The 17,780-nt window shown below is 47.7% G+C and carries 16 protein-coding genes and 1 tRNA gene; 9 read left to right on the top strand and 8 right to left on the bottom strand.

Features of this window, described 5'->3' with window-relative positions:
• Nucleotides 1–32: 32 nt before the first annotated feature.
• Nucleotides 33–108: transfer RNA gene (locus tag M988_RS18905), tRNA-Phe, on the bottom strand.
• A gap of 594 nt (nt 109–702) precedes the next feature.
• On the opposite strand from M988_RS18905, the gene speFL reads away from it, so the two are divergent.
• From speFL to nikR, 5 genes are all read left to right on the top strand, one after another.
• Entirely contained in the window at nt 703–807 is a 105-nt protein-coding gene (gene speFL / locus M988_RS22710) for a leader peptide SpeFL (protein ID WP_016361109.1), read from the top strand.
• Between the two features lie 326 nt (nt 808–1,133).
• Entirely contained in the window at nt 1,134–3,296 is a 2,163-nt protein-coding gene (gene speF / locus M988_RS18910; protein ID WP_004093443.1) for an ornithine decarboxylase SpeF, read from the top strand.
• 119 nt (nt 3,297–3,415) lie between these two features.
• The gene (potE, locus tag M988_RS18915) at nt 3,416–4,738 is read left to right on the top strand and encodes a putrescine-ornithine antiporter (protein WP_039184437.1); all 1,323 of its coding nucleotides are present in this window, start codon (nt 3,416–3,418) and stop codon (nt 4,736–4,738) included.
• Nucleotides 4,739–4,891: 153 nt separating this feature from the next.
• Nucleotides 4,892–5,560, top strand: coding sequence for a glutathione S-transferase family protein (locus tag M988_RS18920; protein ID WP_008814749.1), 669 nt, complete (start codon nt 4,892–4,894; stop codon nt 5,558–5,560).
• Nucleotides 5,561–5,672: 112 nt separating this feature from the next.
• Entirely contained in the window at nt 5,673–6,131 is a 459-nt protein-coding gene (nikR, locus tag M988_RS18925) for a nickel-responsive transcriptional regulator NikR (RefSeq protein WP_008814748.1), read from the top strand.
• A 54-nt stretch (nt 6,132–6,185) separates the two neighbouring features.
• On the opposite strand, the gene mltC is transcribed toward nikR, so the two are convergent.
• The 3 genes from mltC to mutY form a co-directional block, all read right to left on the bottom strand.
• Nucleotides 6,186–7,265: a membrane-bound lytic murein transglycosylase MltC gene (mltC, locus tag M988_RS18930; RefSeq protein ID WP_035503554.1), complete on the bottom strand. Its 1,080-nt coding sequence runs from the start codon at nt 7,263–7,265 to the stop codon at nt 6,186–6,188.
• 83 nt (nt 7,266–7,348) lie between these two features.
• A complete protein-coding gene (locus tag M988_RS18935) occupies nt 7,349–7,621 on the bottom strand; it encodes an oxidative damage protection protein (RefSeq protein ID WP_004093452.1) in 273 nt (90 codons plus the stop codon).
• Between the two features lie 26 nt (nt 7,622–7,647).
• Entirely contained in the window at nt 7,648–8,712 is a 1,065-nt protein-coding gene (gene mutY / locus M988_RS18940; protein ID WP_064575363.1) for an A/G-specific adenine glycosylase, read from the bottom strand.
• Nucleotides 8,713–9,026: 314 nt separating this feature from the next.
• Between mutY and trmB the strand changes: the two genes are divergently transcribed.
• Entirely contained in the window at nt 9,027–9,743 is a 717-nt protein-coding gene (gene trmB, locus M988_RS18945) for a tRNA (guanosine(46)-N7)-methyltransferase TrmB (RefSeq protein WP_004093456.1), read from the top strand.
• Nucleotides 9,743–10,069 (top strand): YggL family protein, encoded by a 327-nt coding sequence (locus M988_RS18950; protein ID WP_004093458.1) that lies wholly within the window; start codon nt 9,743–9,745, stop codon nt 10,067–10,069. The genes trmB and M988_RS18950 overlap by 1 nt, the downstream gene beginning before the upstream one ends.
• A gap of 68 nt (nt 10,070–10,137) precedes the next feature.
• On the opposite strand, the gene M988_RS18955 is transcribed toward M988_RS18950, so the two are convergent.
• Both M988_RS18955 and M988_RS18960 read right to left on the bottom strand, forming a co-directional pair.
• On the bottom strand, nt 10,138–11,421 hold the full coding sequence (locus tag M988_RS18955) for an alpha/beta fold hydrolase (RefSeq protein WP_039184447.1): 1,284 nt from the start codon (nt 11,419–11,421) through the stop codon (nt 10,138–10,140).
• Nucleotides 11,422–11,452: 31 nt separating this feature from the next.
• Nucleotides 11,453–12,364, bottom strand: coding sequence for an AraC family transcriptional regulator (locus M988_RS18960; protein WP_008814744.1), 912 nt, complete (start codon nt 12,362–12,364; stop codon nt 11,453–11,455).
• A gap of 206 nt (nt 12,365–12,570) precedes the next feature.
• Here M988_RS18960 and yqhD point away from each other — a divergent pair, with 206 nt between their 5' ends.
• Complete coding sequence (gene yqhD, locus M988_RS18965) at nt 12,571–13,728, top strand: alcohol dehydrogenase (protein ID WP_008814743.1); 1,158 nt, start codon at nt 12,571–12,573, stop codon at nt 13,726–13,728.
• Between the two features lie 65 nt (nt 13,729–13,793).
• Here the strand turns inward: yqhD and alr are convergent, their stop codons facing one another.
• Nucleotides 13,794–14,873, bottom strand: coding sequence for an alanine racemase (gene alr, locus M988_RS18970; protein WP_061059298.1), 1,080 nt, complete (start codon nt 14,871–14,873; stop codon nt 13,794–13,796).
• Between the two features lie 80 nt (nt 14,874–14,953).
• Nucleotides 14,954–16,363, bottom strand: coding sequence for a replicative DNA helicase (gene dnaB, locus M988_RS18975; RefSeq protein ID WP_004093484.1), 1,410 nt, complete (start codon nt 16,361–16,363; stop codon nt 14,954–14,956).
• A 99-nt stretch (nt 16,364–16,462) separates the two neighbouring features.
• Between dnaB and M988_RS18980 the strand changes: the two genes are divergently transcribed.
• Complete coding sequence (locus tag M988_RS18980) at nt 16,463–17,449, top strand: quinone oxidoreductase (protein ID WP_008814741.1); 987 nt, start codon at nt 16,463–16,465, stop codon at nt 17,447–17,449.
• The last annotated feature ends 331 nt before the right edge of the window (nt 17,450–17,780 follow it).

A 17,780-nucleotide genomic window follows, 5' to 3' on the forward strand; every position in this document is an offset into this window, starting at 1 on the left:
TGGACGTCGGTTGACGTCCATTGATAATAGGGTGGTGCCCGGACTCGGAATCGAACCAAGGACACGGGGATTTTCAATCCCCTGCTCTACCGACTGAGCTATCCGGGCAACGGGGCGTATTAGACTAAATTACCTCGCCGCCGTCAACGTAAATTCGATACCTTTGGCTTGTACGCTCAGTTTTTCAACAAATTAGCGGGGAAGTCTCAGGTTTTGTCGCTTCTATAGCCAAGCGTAGTCTATATAGGCTTACTCTGACTTATCTATCATCTGAGCTTGGTTTCTCTGACGGTGCTTTACCAAGAATAGGATGAAATTTTGGTTATGTGATCCGGCTCATCCATCACTAAAATGAATAAATAATCAATTTAAATAACTAAGAATGCACCAGAAATTTATATTGTAATGCTTTTGTTAAAAATATGGCTACTGTTCACTCTTTTTCCAACGGACAAAACATTATTTTTATGTGCCCTCTTTTTGATTGCTTGAGTTAAGTGATTATGAGCTTTTCTTTAAAGTAATATCAATATGAAACATGTTACATATTAATAACTATTAGTGATGCTTAAATATGCATTCAATACTAGACATTGTTTATTTTTTATTTATTATATACCTCATATTAGTGATAAATATCACGGTTTATGTAGTTTCCCGAGTTACAATGTCCTCGGTTTCCAGATAAAGAGGAAATAGGAAATGGAAAATAACAATAAAGCTATGCCACATATTCGACGTGTCACTCATCTTATGATGATGGCGCATCGTAGCTGCTTTGACTTTCACCTTTTCAACTCTAAATAATCTCCCCTCCTGCGGCGTCCGCTATTGCGGATCGTCATGCTTGCCCGATCCCAAACGTTAGTTAATCTAGTATCTTATTGAATAGACTAGTTTTATCTATCATTCGGCAAGTTGCATTTGACAATCCTGACTAGCTCATACGCCAACTCGGTGGCATGTCCACCAAGGCAATCATCAACTCTTATCAGTAATTCAATATCCTGAATTATTGCAGGGGAATATTGCCTAAAAAAAAATAATTCAGCTTCAGATCCCGTTTGGGAATATCTGACGGCTATGCTGTATCTAATTTTTTACTATTAATAAAACAAGAGACCATAAATAAAATGGAAAAACTAAAAATAGCTGTTAATAACAACACCTCGGAATGCTTTAGTACGGAACGTGAAACGGTAGATATTAATAACACTAACTTTACTGATGTTTCAGCCGCAGTCATTTCCGTTGAGGATGCGGTATCCGGTATGTTAGATACCATTGAACAAACCGGTTTTGGTATTCCTATCTTTGTCGCGGTTTGTTGCGAAGAAGAACTTCCTGCAGAGGTGTTGCCACGTGTAACTGGCGTATTTGAATTATGCGATGGCAACGTTGATTTTTACGGTAAACAGCTTGAAGCTGCCGCAACTAAATATGAGAAAGAAGTATTACCTCCTTTCTTTGGTAGCTTGGTGGAATACGTACAGCAAGGCAATGCCGCATTTGACTGCCCTGGGCACCAAGGTGGCCAGTTCTTCCGCCGCCATCCAGCAGGACGTCAATTCTTTGATTACTTTGGTGAAACATTATTCCGCTCTGACCTGTGTAACGCTGACGTCTCAATGGGTGACCTGTTAATCCACGAAGGCGCACCTTGCACTGCACAAATGCATGCCGCAAAAGTGTTTAACGCAGATAAAACCTATTTCGTATTAAACGGCACATCCTCTTCTAACAAAGTGGTGCTGAATGCCTTACTCGCGCCAGGCGACCTGGTGTTGTTCGACCGTAACAACCATAAGTCTAACCATCACGGTGCGTTAATTCAGGCTGGAGCAACGCCAGTATATTTGGAAACTGCGCGTAACCCGTTTGGTTTCATCGGTGGTATTGATTCCCACTGCTTCGAAGAGAAATACCTGCGTGATTTAGTGCGTGAAGTTGCTCCAGAGCGCTCTAGCGAAAAACGTCCGTTCCGGTTAGCGGTTATTCAGTTAGGCACCTATGACGGTACCATTTATAACGCTCGTCAGGTGGTTGATAAGATTGGTCATCTGTGTGATTACATCCTGTTTGACTCTGCATGGGTGGGTTACGAACAGTTCATCCCAATGATGAACGACTGTTCGCCTCTGTTGTTGGAACTGAATGAAAACGACCCTGGTATTCTGGTTACTCAGTCAGTACATAAACAACAAGCTGGCTTCTCTCAGACTTCACAGATTCATAAAAAAGATAAGCACATCAAGGGTCAAGATCGCTATGTGAACCATAAGCGCATGAATAATGCATTTATGATGCACGCATCGACCAGCCCGTTCTACCCACTGTTCGCTGCGCTGGACGTTAACGCCAAAATGCACGAAGGCGAAAGCGGAAAACGTATGTGGATGGACTGCGTTAAAGTAGGTATTGAAACCCGTAAGCTGTTGTTAAAACTCTGCAAACATATTCGTCCATTCGTTCCAGCAACCATTGATGGCCGCAAATGGGAAGACTTTGATACCGAAGAGATGGCAAACGATCTGCGCTTCTTCGACTTCATCCCTGGTGAGCGTTGGCACTCATTTGAAGGTTACGCAGAGCATCAATATTTTGTAGACCCATGCAAACTGATGCTAACCACACCAGGTATCAACGTACAAACCGGTGAATATGACAAGTTTGGCGTTCCTGCCACTATCCTCGCGAACTTCCTGCGTGAAAACGGCATCGTACCGGAAAAATGCGACTTGAACTCCATCCTGTTCCTGATGACGCCAGCGGAAGATATGGCCAAGATGCAGCATCTTGTTGCCCAAATTGCCCGCTTTGAGCGCCTGTTGGAAGAAGATGCGCCACTGGCTGATGTGCTGCCATCTATCTACAAAAACTACGAAGAACGTTATCAGGGTTACACCATTCGCCAACTGTGTCAGGAAATGCACGACCTGTATGTCAGCCACAACGTGAAACAACTGCAAAAAGAGATGTTCCGTAAAGCTCACTTCCCGAAAGTGGTGATGAACCCACAGCAGGCGAATATCGAGTTTGTACGCGGCAACGTTGAATTAGTTGCTTTGAGCCAGGTTGAAGGCCGCATCGCCGCTGAAGGTGCTCTTCCTTATCCTCCAGGTGTGCTGTGTGTGGTTCCAGGGGAAATCTGGGGCGGTTCTGTACAGCGTTATTTCTTGGCGCTGGAAGAGGGCATCAATCTGTTACCAGGCTTTGCTCCTGAATTGCAGGGTGTCTATATCCAACAGGATGAGGACGGACGTAAACGTGCTTATGGCTATGTTATTAAACAATAAACTAGAAATCATTTCTCGGCAGGGCTATTGGCCGAAACTGATTTTCCGATAAAAAGAAATAGCGAAGGGTCGCGATGTAACCGGCTCTTCGCTAACAGAGTTTATGAGAGAGACACAATATGAGTACGTCTAAAGGCAACAATAAAATGGGCGTCGTTCAGCTCACAATTTTGACGGCGGTAAACATGATGGGTTCAGGGATCATCATGTTACCGACGAAATTAGCAGAAGTGGGGACGCTGTCTATTGTTTCATGGCTGGTGACAGCTTTGGGCTCAATGGCTTTGGCTTATGCTTTTGCTAAATGTGGGATGTTCAGCCGTAAATCAGGTGGTATGGGAGGCTATGCGGAATATGCCTTTGGTAAATCCGGCAACTTCATGGCGAACTACACCTACGGTGTATCTTTGCTAATTGCGAACGTGGCAATTGCAATTTCTGCCGTTGGCTACGGTACCGAATTAGTCGGGGCAAACTTAACACCTTTGGGAATTTGTATCGCGACAATTGGCGTGCTTTGGCTGGCAACTATTGCTAACTTTGGTGGCGCAAGAATTACGGGTCGCATTAGTGGCGTAACCGTATGGGGCGTTATCATTCCGGTTGTTGGTATCTCGGTTATCGGTTGGTTCTGGTTCAGCCCAACGATGTATGTACAGTCTTGGAACCCGCATCATTTACCTGTATTTGAAGCGGTCGGTTCTTCTATCGCAATGACGCTGTGGGCGTTCTTGGGGCTAGAATCTGCCTGTGCTAATACTGATGTTGTCGACAATCCTGAACGTAACGTACCTATTGCCGTATTGGGCGGCACATTGGGCGCAGCGGTTATTTATATTGTTTCAACTAACGTGATTGCGGGTATTGTGCCAAATATGGATTTGGCGAATTCAACCGCGCCGTTTGGTTTAGCATTTGCGCAAATGTTTACTCCAGGTGTGGGTAAAATCATCATGGCTCTGATGATTATGTCCTGCGTAGGTTCATTACTCGGCTGGCAGTTCACCATCGCTCAGGTGTTTAAATCCTCGGCGGATGAAGGTTATTTCCCTAAAGTATTCTCTAAGCTGACTAAGGCTGACGCGCCGGTAAAAGGTATGATCGTTATCGTGATTATCCAAACCGTGCTGTCTCTGATGACTATCAGCCCGTCACTGAATAAGCAGTTCAACGTGCTGGTTAACCTTGCGGTAGTAACTAATATTATCCCTTACATTCTGTCTATGGCCGCTCTGGTTATTATTCAGAAAGTTGCGAAGGTCAATCCAAGCAAAGCCCGCATGGCAAATATCATCGCGTTTATTGGTGCCATGTATAGCTTCTACGCTCTTTATTCATCAGGTGAAGAAGCCATGATGTATGGTGCGATTGTAACCTTCTTAGGATGGACACTGTACGGCCTGATCTCACCTCGTTTTGAAATGCAGGACAAAAATGTTTAATACTGATTTTTAATCAGATTTATTAGGCAGTTGTTTTACCCAATAAGGGGAGCCATCGGTGGCTCCCTTTGTTTTTAATCGCCCCCATGATCTTTTGTGTAATTTTTCATCTGCTGGCTATAGTTAGAAAACATATGCTAGTGGAGCTAGAAAATGATTACGGTCCATCATCTTAATAATTCGCGTTCACACCGGGTGCTTTGGACGCTTGAAGAGCTGGGATTACCCTATCAGATCGAACAGTATCAACGCGATCCCGTAACCATGCTGGCTCCTGAATCGTTGAAAAAAATCCATCCGTTGGGAAAGGCTCCCGTGATGACCGATGGCGAATGGACAATTGCGGAGTCCGCTGCCATTCTCGAATATCTGCAAGATACTTATGACCACTCCGCACTGCTCAAACCGCAGGATAAGCCAGAACGGATGCAGTACCGCTACTGGCTGCACTATGCCGAAGGATCATTAATGCCATTATTGGTAATGAAGTTGATTTTTAATCGACTAGGGAAGGCTCCAGTGCCTTGGATCATTCGGCCAATTGGCAGCCTGTTAGGTAAAGGTGTGCAGCGTGGTTACCTTGATCAGCAACTGGCAACGCATTTGCGCTTCATTGAAAATCACCTGAGTAAAAATAACTGGTTTGCTGGTGACCACTTTAGTCTGGCAGATATACAGATGAGTTTTCCCTTGGAAGCAATGAATATACGCACGGGATTGGATAAGGCCCCACATGCACGGGGGTTATTGAAGCGTTTACACGCGAGACCTGCCTATTTGCGCGCATTAGAAAAAGGTGGGCCGTTAGAATTAATGGACTAAGTTGATGGACTCATCCTTAGTGTTGATAGACTAAGTTGTTGGTAGCTCGGTTTTTTAGCTATGTGAACAATGGCATACTCTTGCGACTAAAGCCGGATTAGGAACTAATTTTATGCAACGAGTTACCCTTTCACTGGATGATGATTTGATGGCTGAGATCGACACCATCATCAAAGAACGTAACTACCAAAATCGCTCCGAGGCGATTCGTGATTTAGCTCGTGCCGGACTTCAAGCCACGGCAATGCCGACATTGAACGATGAAACTAGCAACTGCGTTGCGGCGCTGTTTTATGTTTACGACCATGAAGCCCGTGAACTTTCTAAGCGTCTAACGAAAAGCTTCCACGATCACCATGATTTATCGCTCGCAAGCCTGCATGTGCATCTCGATCATGGCAGTTGCTTAGAAGTATCGCTGCTTAAAGGTGCGAGTGGGAAAGTAAAGGGTCTTGCAGAGAAGGTGATCGCAGAGCGCGGCGTGCGCTATGGTAAGTTGGTTGTGGTGCCGGGCGAAGACTATGAACATCAGCATGAACATGCTGAAGGGCATAATCATCATCATGACTGAGTTTATGATGAGGCATCTGCCCGCCCTCAAAAGGAGAGCGGGCGTGGAGAAAGTTTACTTCCCGCGTCGATAGCTCTTCTGCGCGTTATTCACTTTGTATAGATAGCGACGTGATTCGCCAGAAGGATGTTTATTGGTGAGCGTTTCGTATACATCACCCGGTGTTAACTGGTTGATGATGCTCACTGCACGGTTACGGTCACTGGAGAATACTCGCAACACGCTGCCTGCGCCGCCGTTGTAAGCGGTAATTACCGCATAACGCCGTGACGTCGGGTTCTGAATGCCGCCCAGATAGTTGTTCTGTAAGATCGCCAGATATGCAGTACCAGTATCAATATTATTTTCTGGATCAAACAGATAGCTACGGCTTGGCGTACCCCATTTCCCTTTCTGTACAAATACGTCTTTACCAGCGGTGTGCTGAACCACCTGCATCAGACCAAGTGCATCAGAGCCGCTGACGGCGTACGGGTTAAAGCTCGATTCGGTTTGCATAATTGCCAGAATCAAAGACTCGTCGACGCCATATTTTTCAGAAGCTTTACGTACCATCCCGAGGTATTTATGAGCACGTTTATCCAAGTGGTTTGGCACCAATTGGATCGTTACTGAGTAAATCACATGCAGCCCAGAAGTACGCTTCATAAGCTTATGCTGGACTAGATAGTCGGCAAAGTTGCTAGCACGCCCCTGCCAACGAATTGGCTGTCCGGTATTGTCTAATACTTGACCGTACAGGAAGGGTTCTTTGCTGATCTGAATATCGTTTACATCAGAATAGAGGTCGATAGAACCGGGATCGTCTCCCATCAGCAGTGTACTGATAATGGCCTGTTTAAGGCTGGCGGCCGGATCCGTCGGTGAGATCGTTTCAATAGTGATCTGGCCGGAATCAAAGTTGATGTGGCTACGCGTTAGGTATTGATCGGTGTATTTTACGTAGTCTTTTGGCCCCGCAATCAGCACCTCGTTGATGCCCCAAATGTTTTCAATATTATGAGCAAACTGTCCCATCAAAATGTCGAAACCATTGGTATCTTTGACATAGGCTTCGCTGTCCTGAGTATTTTTCTTTCCAGAACAAGAGATCAGCAAGGGTGCGATCAGGATCAATGCTAAAACTTTCTTCATCTTCACAGCCATATTGGATGAAAAATAGGATCTCAAACTGCGGGCTTAGCGCTGTCAAACCCGCAATATACTCGTTATTAAGATTACTGGCTCGGCGGCGTATAACCTTCGATATGCACATCATGGCCTTCAAACAAGAACTTCACCATTTCCTGCTCAAGAAGTTTGCGGTCATCTGGGTTCATCATGCTGAGTTTTTTCTCGTTGATCAGCATAGTTTGCTTGGACATCCACTGCGACCATGCTTCTTTCGAAATCTCGTTAAAGATCCGTTTACCTAACTCACCCGGATACAGCTGGAAATCTTGCCCTTCGGCTTCTTGATTTAAAAATGTACAAAAAATCGTTCTACTCATGATTATTCCTCATGTGGTGAGCCTTGTTACGATCGCTGAGAAACTGGCTCTTTAGACAGCTGCTGCAATAAACGTTCCACGGGGGCTGCCAGACCGACGGACGGTGGCTGGGCTAAGTTATACCAGAGTCCAGTTCCTTCATCCATGCAGTGACTTTGCTGCGTTATATCAAACCAAATTGGTACGATATCTAAATGGAAATGGCTAAACGTGTGGCGAAATGATGTTAGCTGATGCAACTTGGGCTGTTTTACCCCTAGTGAAGCCACGTGCTCGCGTAGCGCATCTTCATTGATAAACTGTGGGAAGCAGTACAATCCGCCCCATAGTCCGACGTTAGGACGCTGTTCCAGCCACACATTATCGCCAGATTGCATCATTAGAAAATAGCCAGTTTTTTCAGGAATAGTTTGCTTTGGTTTTTTACCCGGATACTGACTCCAGCTGCTATTAGCGTAGGCAATACAACCGCTGCTTAGCGGGCACAGCTCGCATTTTGGCTTACTGCGGGTACAAACCATCGCGCCTAAATCCATCATCGCCTGGTTAAATTGACTAACGCCGTTGGCAGGAGTGACCTGTTCGCTAATTTCCCACAGCCGATTTTCGACGTCTTTTTTTCCCGGCCAGCCTTCAACTGCGTAACAACGCGCTAAAACGCGTTTCACGTTCCCGTCGAGGATGGGATAATGTTGACCGAGCGACAATGAAAGGATCGCACCAGCAGTGGAGCGGCCAACGCCGGGAAGAGCACAAACATCGTCAAACGACGTCGGGAATTCCCCGCCATGCTTTTCCATAATCGTCTGCGCGGCTTTATGTAGATTGCGGCCACGAGCGTAATAACCGAGCCCTGTCCAAAGATGTAACACCTCATCCTGAGGCGCCGCGGCCAGCGCGCGAACGTCTGGGAATTTCTCCATAAAACGCAAGAAATAAGGGATCACGGTCGCAACCTGAGTTTGTTGCAACATGACTTCCGACAGCCATACTTGATAAGGTGTTTTTGGGCTTTGCCATGGCAAAGTTTTACGTCCGTAGCGGTCGTACCAAGTCAGCACCGACTGCGCGAATTGTTGCGCCAGCATCATAAGCGTTAGGAGTTCCCTGAAGGCCATTAGCGGTTAAGAAACCAAGGCTGATAAAAATAGGCTGCGATTGCAGCACAGAGGCTACCGACTGTAAACCGGATCTTTCTCAAGCTTGCATCAATCGGCTGTTTTACTCGCGGTAATAACGCTGATGAATGTGAGCGTTATCCAGCGATTAACAGTAAATAAATAAAGTTTCTGCCTAGAACTAACCGGTAGCTGTTAAAATCATAGCTTGTGAAAACTGGCTAACTTTGCATAATGCGCCTTCACTTTATGTTAAACATCCATATTCAGGCAGATGAAGCACCACTATGAATGACGTAGTATCACCGGAATTTGATGAGAACGGTCGCGTTATGCGCCGTATCCGCAGTTTTGTACGCCGTCAAGGGCGTCTGACCAAAGGGCAGCAGTTTGCGCTGGATAACTTCTGGCCGGTGATGGGCGTAGATTTTCAGCCGCAGCCGCTGGATCTTGTCGCGTTATTTGGCCGTGACGCACCTACCGTACTCGAAATTGGTTTTGGTATGGGCGCATCGCTTGTGACCATGGCACAGCAGCATCCAGAGAAAAACTTCCTCGGCATCGAGGTTCACTCGCCGGGCGTTGGTGCATGTTTAGCAGCCGCACACGAAGCTGGCATCACTAATCTGCGAGTGATGTGCCACGATGCTATTGAAGTGCTGGAAGAAATGATCCCGGAAAACTCACTGGCAATGGTTCAGCTGTTTTTCCCCGATCCATGGCATAAGGCGCGCCACCATAAGCGCCGTATCGTACAGGCTCCGTTTGCTCAGCAAATTAAGAGCAAATTGAAAATCGGCGGCGTTTTCCATATGGCAACAGACTGGGAAAATTACGCCGAGCATATGCTGGAAGTGATGAACAACGCACCAGGTTATAAAAACCTGTCCAGCGATAATACATACGTCCCTCGGCCGGACTCGCGTCCATTAACGAAGTTTGAACTGCGTGGTCAGCGTTTGGGGCATGGCAACTGGGATTTGATGTTTGAGAGGGTAGAATAATGGCTAAAAACCGCAGCCGTCGTTTGCGTAAAAAGATGCATATCGATGAGTTTCAGGAACTGGGCTTCAGCGTAAGCTGGAATTTTGAAGAAGGCACCGGTATCGACATTATCGACTCTACTGTTGATAAGTTCATCGATGAAGCTATCGAGCCAAACGGCCTAGCATTTGATGGTAGTGGCTATCTGGCGTGGGAAGGTCTGATCTGCCTGCAGCAGATTGGTCAGTGCACCGAAGAACATCAGAAGCTGGTAAAAGAGTGGCTGGAATCACACGGCATGAAGAATGTTGTCGTGAGCGATCTGTTTGATGTTTGGTGGGATTGATTTCCACTCGTGTGAAAAAACCCGCTTCGGCGGGTTTTTTATTACTGACGTACGGTGTTATTAAATAATCAAGCGACGCCACGTAACGCCATCATCTGGCGCAAATGCGAGAATACATTGCCCACACGCAGGCCGTTATGTTCATACTCGCTGGTGATCCACGTTTCCAAGTTACCTATATGGCTCGCCGTTTCTAGCGATAGGCCTACATCAACATACATGTCGTTGTAATAAACTGCGGCGACTACAGGTACTTGGTTAGCCTTCAGGCGGTCCGCGTCGTACAGCGGTGACCACCGCTCGCTCTCGGCGAGTAAGCTTACTGCCTCTTGGAATGGTCGTAGAGTCTGCATTTCAGCAAACATCCACGGGTAGATCATTTCGCCGGTCAGAAGCAGAGGCCTTTGTTCAGCATGGAACTCCGGCAAAGTGTTATGCACTCGCTGCGCCGCCCAATTCGTTGCACCACTGTTATCGTCAGCATAAATACTTTCATGCATAACAGCATAGAGTGGATGTTCAGCAAAGCCTGTCAGGTTCATCACCTGAGTAAGGAAAGTATCGCTCAGCTCGCCATCCTGATTAAAAGCCTCATCAAACAGCCACAGCAAGCTTTCATAGCCTTCGCTCATTCCCAACTGAATACCCAGCGTTTGCAAACGCTGAGTCGTAAGAATATCGCCATCGGGCAGATAAACCTCTTGTTCACTCAGTACGTCGGCGATGCGGTCAATCTGCTGCCGCATATGAGGATAGCGAGAGAAGAAAATCTGATTCTTTTCTCTCAGTTTTTGGTAGGTGCGCTGATATAACAATTCCGCATTCGGTTGGATGGCAGGCAACCCGCCCGTGATATAGCAGGCTTCAAGTCCTTGAGGAGCTTGTGACAAATACGTCAAAGTAATGAAACCACCAAAACTCTGCCCTAAAGTGCTCCACTTACGGCCACCAAACTGAGTTTTTCTCAGATGTTCAGCGTCGGCCACAATAGAATCAGCACGGAAACAGCGAAGATAGTCAGCGATCTGCTGGGGGCTGGAGCCACGAATCGAACTGGATTCGATCCTGCTACTCTGCCCTGTTCCGCGTTGATCGAGCAAGATCACGCGGAAACTCTTCAGCGCTTCAGCGAGCCACCCGCTCTGGCTGGTTGGACGCGGACATTTACCTCCCGGCCCCCCTTGTAAAAACAATAGACACGGCAGCCCATCGGCGTTTCGGCCAGCAATAGATAGCTCACGGGCAAAAATCGAAATCCGGCGTGGATCGCTGGCATCGAACCAATTCAGCGGCACGTCTAAACGGTGCTCACGCACCTGCATTCCAGCGACTAAATATTCCCTTTCTATCATGGCAAATCCACTCCTGCGGCAAAGTCGTAATTTATCGTTCTACAATACTCAAGCCACCTTCACGGTAGCGAGTCATTTGTTCGCTCGGCGTATTACCAAAGAAACGCTTATATTCGCGGCTAAACTGCGAGGCACTTTCATAGCCTACGCGGATCGCTGCGGTGCTAGCCTTCAGACCATCGTGCAACATCATCATGCGCGCCTTATGCAGGCGGAAAGATTTTATATACTGCAATGGCGAGGTTGCGGTGACTGCTTTAAAGTTATGGTGAAAGGCCGATACGCTCATATTCACCTCCTGCGCCAGTAAATCAACGTTAAGGCTGTCGGAATACTGCTGTTCAATCAGGCGTAGAGCCTTAGCTATTTGGCTAAAATGGCTATGACGATTTGCCAAAGCCTGCAATGCCTCCCCGCCTTCCCCGCACAGAGCGTGGAATAACATTTCGCGCACAATTTGTGGCCCCAGTACTCTGGCCTGTAGTGGATTTTCCATCGCATCTACCAGTCGTTCGGTGGCACAAAACATCGATTCATCAAGGGAGACTGACTTCACACCACTAGATTGGCAGCGTTGCTTAGCGACCAAGCCATCGCCGATATCCATCAGCAAATCCTGCAGCATGCTGGTATTCACCCGCACCGAAAGACCAATCAAAGGTTCATCCGGCGTCGCAAACGTCTCACATTCGCAGGGCAGTGGCAGAGTCATCAGAAGATAATTGGTCGGATCGTAGCGAAATACCTTCTCACCCAGATATCCCACCTTATGTCCCTGTAGAACGATGATAATGCAGGGTTCATACATCACGGGTGTTCGCGGGTGATGCTCATCCGCATAGATAATTTTTACATTTTCAATAGGTGAAGCGCTTACACCAGTCTGGGTAATCTGGCGACTCAACTGCTGTGCCAGCTGCTTCCACCGTTCATCAATCAACATTGACCAATCTCCGCCGCCTCAAATAAGTGCAATAAATAATGCCTAATACGCTTCAATTTCTACAGTTATTTGTAGAAATAGGCAAGTCATCAACAGAAATGTGCATTGAGACATCAGCGTATTGCGCCCAGAATAACATCCAGAAAATGCGTTGGCGTCGACGGCCAAAGCATAACGAATCAAAATAAACACTGAGGTTGATTGCAATGCAAAATTTTACTCTTCACACCCCAACAAAAGTGCTATTCGGTAAAGGTCAAATTGCTAATCTGCGTAATGAAGTTCCAGAGAATGCTCGTATTCTGATTACTTACGGTGGCGGCAGTGTGAAACGCACCGGCGTTCTAGATCAGGTTCATGCCGCGCTGAAAGGGCTGCATGTCTTTGAGTTTGGCGGCATTGAGCCAAATCCATCTTACGAAACCCTGATGAAATGTGTTGAACTGGTGCGCAACGAAAAAATTGATTTTCTGCTAGCCGTAGGCGGCGGGTCAGTGATTGACGGCACCAAGTTTATTGCCGCTGCGGCTGACTACGTTGGCGAACCATGGGATATTTTGGAAACCTACGGCAGCAAAATCGAAAAAGCGATCCCACTAGCCGCGGTATTAACTCTGCCTGCGACCGGTTCAGAAATGAATAAAGGTGCCGTTATTACTCGCCGCTCTACCGGTGATAAGCGTGCCTTCCAGTCTCCATATGTCATGCCGAAATTTGCAATCCTAGATCCGGTAGTGACTTATACCTTACCTGCCCATCAGGTCGCAAACGGCGTTGTGGATGCGTTTGTGCATACCGTAGAGCAATATCTGACCTATCCGGTAGATGCCAAAATTCAGGATCGTTTTGCCGAAGGTATACTACTGACGCTGATTGAAGAAGGCCCACGCGCCTTGGCAGAACCAGAAAACTATGACGTTCGCGCCAATGTCATGTGGAGTGCAACTATGGCGTTGAACGGTTTGATCGGCGCTGGCGTTCCACAGGATTGGGCAACACACATGCTGGGGCACGAACTCACTGCGCTGCACGGTATGGATCATGCTCAAACGCTAGCGGTCGTTCTTCCGTCTCTGCTACAGGCTAAACGCCAGCAGAAACATGCCAAACTGCTGCAATACGCAGAGCGTGTATGGAATATTCGTGAAGGTAATGAAGAACAGCGTATCGATGCCGCCATTGCCGCAACGCGTAAGTTTTTCGAAGAGATGGGCATTAAAACCTATCTGAAAGACTACGGTGTTGATGCCACTTCGATTCCGACGCTACTGGCAAAACTAAAAGAACATGGTATGACCGCTTTGGGCGAAAACAGCGATATTACGCTGGAAGATAGCCGCAAAATTTATGAAGCGTCACTGTAAAAGATAAGCAGCACACCATTTCATCCTCACCTACATTGAGGAGGATGAAATGGTATCACCCCGCATTATTCGCCGACATACTCCATCGTGACACGCGGCGTCAGCTTGGTAATCAACTCATAGGCGCTGATTCCGGTATACTTAGCAATCTTTTCAACCGGCAGTTCTGCACTCCACAAAACCACTTCATCACCCACTTTATCTTTCGCCTCTGGGCCTAAATCAACCGAAATCATATCCATCGATACACGACCAACGATAGGCACTTCACGGCCATTGACTAGCACGGGAGTGCCAGAAGGCGCACTGCGTGGATAACCATCGCCATAGCCAATCGCAACTACGCCAAGTCGGGTATCGCGCTGGCTTACCCATGTGCCGTTGTAGCCCACAGGTTCACCAGCTTTGTGCTCACGCACGGCGATTAGGCTAGATTTCAGCGTCATCACCGGCTGTAAGCCATAATGGTCGGCATAGGGTTCAGCCAGCGGAGATACGCCATACAGAATAATTCCAGGGCGAACCATATCGCGATGCGACTGTGGCCAAAGCAGAATACCGCCCGAAGCAGCGATAGATTGCAAGCCAGGTTTACCCGTAGCAAATGCGTCAAAACAAGCTAACTGAGCTTCAGTCATACCCGTTTCAGGCTCATCTGCACGGCTGAAGTGGCTCATAATATTCACCGGCTGCTCAACGTTGCGGCAGTTGGAAAGGCGCGTATAAAACGCATCGGCCTGCTCTGGACGTACCCCAAGTCGATGCATGCCGGTATCCAGCTTCATCCAAACCTTAACCGGGCGCTCCAACTCAGCCTCTTCCAGCGCTTGTAACTGTTCTTCGCTATGAATGGCAGTTTCAATATTATTGGCAACCAAAACGGGCAGATCGTCGGCAGAGAAAAAGCCTTCCAGCATCAGAATAGGCTTAACAATACCGCCCGAGCGCAGTTTCAGGGCTTCGCCGATACGCGCTACGCCATAGCAATCTGCATCTTTTAACGTTTTGGCTGTTTCTAAAAGCCCGTGCCCGTAGGCATTTGCTTTTACAACGGCTATCAGTCGGCTGTGCGGCGCAAATTGACGAATTTGCTGAAAGTTGTGTCGCAGAGCGCGGCGATCAATGACTGCGGTTGCCGCTTTCATTTCTATTCCTTCCCAATATCTCAAATGAGTTAATTAATTACTGCTCTTAGAGAGCTGACGATGTTTTGTCACCAGCTCGATTATTCGTCGTCGTACTGCGGGCCTGCATAGTTATCAAAACGCGAGAACTGGCCGTTAAAGGTCAAACGAACCGTACCGATTGGGCCGTTACGTTGCTTACCCAGAATAATTTCCGCAATGCCTTTCAGATCGCTGTTTTCGTGGTAAACCTCATCGCGATAGATAAACATGATCAAGTCGGCATCCTGTTCGATGGAGCCAGACTCACGCAGGTCGGAGTTTACCGGGCGCTTGTCTGCACGTTGTTCCAAAGAGCGGTTAAGCTGAGACAGTGCCACAACCGGAACCTGTAGCTCTTTTGCTAACGCCTTGAGCGAGCGGGAAATTTCCGCGATTTCTAAAGTACGATTATCCGATAACGACGGCACACGCATCAGCTGTAGATAGTCGATCATGATAAGGCTAAGCCCATCGTGTTCACGGAAAATGCGGCGCGCACGCGAACGCACTTCCGTTGGGGTCAAACCTGATGAGTCGTCAATGTACATGTTACGTTTTTCCAGCAGAATCCCCATGGTGCTGGAAATTCGTGCCCAATCCTCATCGTCTAGCTGACCGGTACGAATTTTGGTTTGGTCAACGCGTGCTAATGACGCCAGCATACGCATCATGATCTGTTCGCCAGGCATCTCCAGACTGAATATCAGCACTGGTTTATCTTGGGTCATTGCGGCATTTTCACACAAGTTCATGGCGAACGTGGTTTTACCCATCGATGGACGCGCCGCTACGATAATCAGGTCAGAACGCTGTAAACCGGCGGTTTTTTTATTGAGGTCCTGATAACCGGTGTCGACCCCTGTCACACCGTCATGTGGAGTCTGATAAAGCTGCTCAATACGTGCAACCGTCTGCTCTAAAATACGGTCAACGCTTTTCGGCCCTTCGTCTTTGTTCGCACGATTTTCCGCAATCTGGAATACACGTGACTCCGCCAAATCAAGCAGATCTTCGCTGCTACGTCCTTGGGGATCATAGCCCGCGTCGGCGATCTCATTAGCCACCGAGATCATATCGCGAACAACTGCACGTTCACGTACGATATCGGCATAAGCGCCGATGTTCGCCGCACTTGGCGTATTCTTTGAAAGCTCTGCCAAATAAGCAAATCCGCCCACGGATTCTAATTCGCCACGTTGCTCTAGCGATTCAGACAGCGTGATCAAATCGATCGGCTTGCTCATTTCCAGCAGTCGCTGCATTTCCGTAAAAATTAGGCGGTGTGGACGACTGTAGAAATCGTTGGCGACAACACGCTCAGCCACGTTATCCCAGCGCTCATTATCCAGCATCAACCCGCCCAACACGGACTGTTCCGCTTCCAGCGAATGTGGTGGTAGCTTGAGCCCCTCCATCTGCCTGTCGCGCGGGGTCTCGTTTGATTTGTTGGTGGGTTTATTTCCTGCCATAGTGGGAATGCTTTACCTGTTAGTGAAAGACGCGTCAGTATACCTGAATGTAATCTAATTTTGATTATAACAATGACACTATGCATTTGAGGAAAGACGATGGCAAAACGTATCCAGTTTAGCGCCCACGGTGGGCCAGAAGTGCTTGAATATGTAGACTTTGATCCGAAAGATCCGGCTGCGGGAGAGGTACAGGTCAGCAATAAAGCCATCGGAATCAACTACATTGACACCTATATTCGTGGCGGACTGTACCCAGTTTCTCAGTTCCCATCAGGGCTTGGCACAGAAGCCTCTGGCGTGGTCACTAAAGTCGGTGCAGGCGTCACCAGTATTGAAGTCGGCGATCGCGTGGTTTATGCGCAGAGCGCTCTCGGTGCTTATAGTTCGGTACATAACGTCCCTGCGGAAAAAGTGGCTTTACTGCCTAATGCAATAAGCTTTGAACAAGGCGCTGCCTCTTTCCTCAAAGGTCTTACCGTGCATTATTTGCTACGCCAAACTTATGAAATCAAAGCAGGCGAAATCTTCCTATTCCATGCCGCAGCTGGGGGCGTAGGCCAAATAGCATGCCAGTGGGCAAAAGCGCTGGGCGCCAAGCTGATTGGTACCGTAGGTTCAGACGCTAAAGCCGAACGAGCAAAACAGGCCGGTGCATGGGCGACAATTAATTACCAAACCGAAGATATCGCCCAACGCGTCGCAGAACTGACTCAGGGTGAAAAAGTTAACGTTGTCTATGACTCTGTGGGCAAAAGCACATGGCTTGCCTCACTCGATAGTCTGAAAAAACGCGGGCTGATGGTCAGCTTTGGCAATGCTTCAGGCCCTGTCACCGGCGTTGATTTGGGGATACTCAACCAAAAAGGCTCGCTGTACGTTACACGCCCTTCTCTCAATGGCTATATCAATAATCACCAAGACTTGCTTAGTGCCAGCCATGAACTCTTCTCAATGATTGCCAGCGGTGCAATTAGCGTTGATGTGCCTGATACGCAGAAATTTGCCTTAAGTGACGCAAGAAAAGCGCACGAAGTACTGCAAAGCCGCGGGACACAGGGATCGAGTTTGTTGATACCGGAGTAGTAGGCGTTATTTTTGCTGGGTTTTGGAACGTCAACATCCTCTATGGAATCACAGTGAAATGTTTCGTTCGCCGGTCAGCAAATGTGTTTCCATAAGCCTACTGGAGAAGGCGACCGATGAGAGCCCCGTTGCGCGGGGGCTCTCAACTCGCGCGCTTTTATCCGAGATGCCATCTTCGCTACGGTTTGGTATCGCCCATCCAGGGCGCCCCAAACTCCGTCACGACATCCCTGTCGTGCCGGCTCTTCCTACCAAGACTTAAACAATTAAAAAGGCAAAGGCAAAACAATATTGTTTTGTCTTTTCGTGTTAGATGAAATGCATGATAGAA

This window comes from Hafnia paralvei ATCC 29927, from assembly GCF_001655005.1.
Taxonomy (GTDB): Bacteria; Pseudomonadota; Gammaproteobacteria; order Enterobacterales; family Enterobacteriaceae; genus Hafnia; species Hafnia paralvei.

Coding starts and splice junctions, on each gene's coding strand:
- speFL (WP_016361109.1), top strand. CDS start 703: ATGGAAAATAACAATAAAGCTATGCCACATATTCGACGTGTCACTCAT.
- speF (WP_004093443.1), top strand. CDS start 1,134: ATGGAAAAACTAAAAATAGCTGTTAATAACAACACCTCGGAATGCTTT.
- potE (WP_039184437.1), top strand. CDS start 3,416: ATGAGTACGTCTAAAGGCAACAATAAAATGGGCGTCGTTCAGCTCACA.
- M988_RS18920 (WP_008814749.1), top strand. CDS start 4,892: ATGATTACGGTCCATCATCTTAATAATTCGCGTTCACACCGGGTGCTT.
- nikR (WP_008814748.1), top strand. CDS start 5,673: ATGCAACGAGTTACCCTTTCACTGGATGATGATTTGATGGCTGAGATC.
- mltC (WP_035503554.1), bottom strand. CDS start 7,265: ATGAAGAAAGTTTTAGCATTGATCCTGATCGCACCCTTGCTGATCTCT.
- M988_RS18935 (WP_004093452.1), bottom strand. CDS start 7,621: ATGAGTAGAACGATTTTTTGTACATTTTTAAATCAAGAAGCCGAAGGG.
- mutY (WP_064575363.1), bottom strand. CDS start 8,712: ATGATGCTGGCGCAACAATTCGCGCAGTCGGTGCTGACTTGGTACGAC.
- trmB (WP_004093456.1), top strand. CDS start 9,027: ATGAATGACGTAGTATCACCGGAATTTGATGAGAACGGTCGCGTTATG.
- M988_RS18950 (WP_004093458.1), top strand. CDS start 9,743: ATGGCTAAAAACCGCAGCCGTCGTTTGCGTAAAAAGATGCATATCGAT.
- M988_RS18955 (WP_039184447.1), bottom strand. CDS start 11,421: ATGATAGAAAGGGAATATTTAGTCGCTGGAATGCAGGTGCGTGAGCAC.
- M988_RS18960 (WP_008814744.1), bottom strand. CDS start 12,364: ATGTTGATTGATGAACGGTGGAAGCAGCTGGCACAGCAGTTGAGTCGC.
- yqhD (WP_008814743.1), top strand. CDS start 12,571: ATGCAAAATTTTACTCTTCACACCCCAACAAAAGTGCTATTCGGTAAA.
- alr (WP_061059298.1), bottom strand. CDS start 14,873: ATGAAAGCGGCAACCGCAGTCATTGATCGCCGCGCTCTGCGACACAAC.
- dnaB (WP_004093484.1), bottom strand. CDS start 16,363: ATGGCAGGAAATAAACCCACCAACAAATCAAACGAGACCCCGCGCGAC.
- M988_RS18980 (WP_008814741.1), top strand. CDS start 16,463: ATGGCAAAACGTATCCAGTTTAGCGCCCACGGTGGGCCAGAAGTGCTT.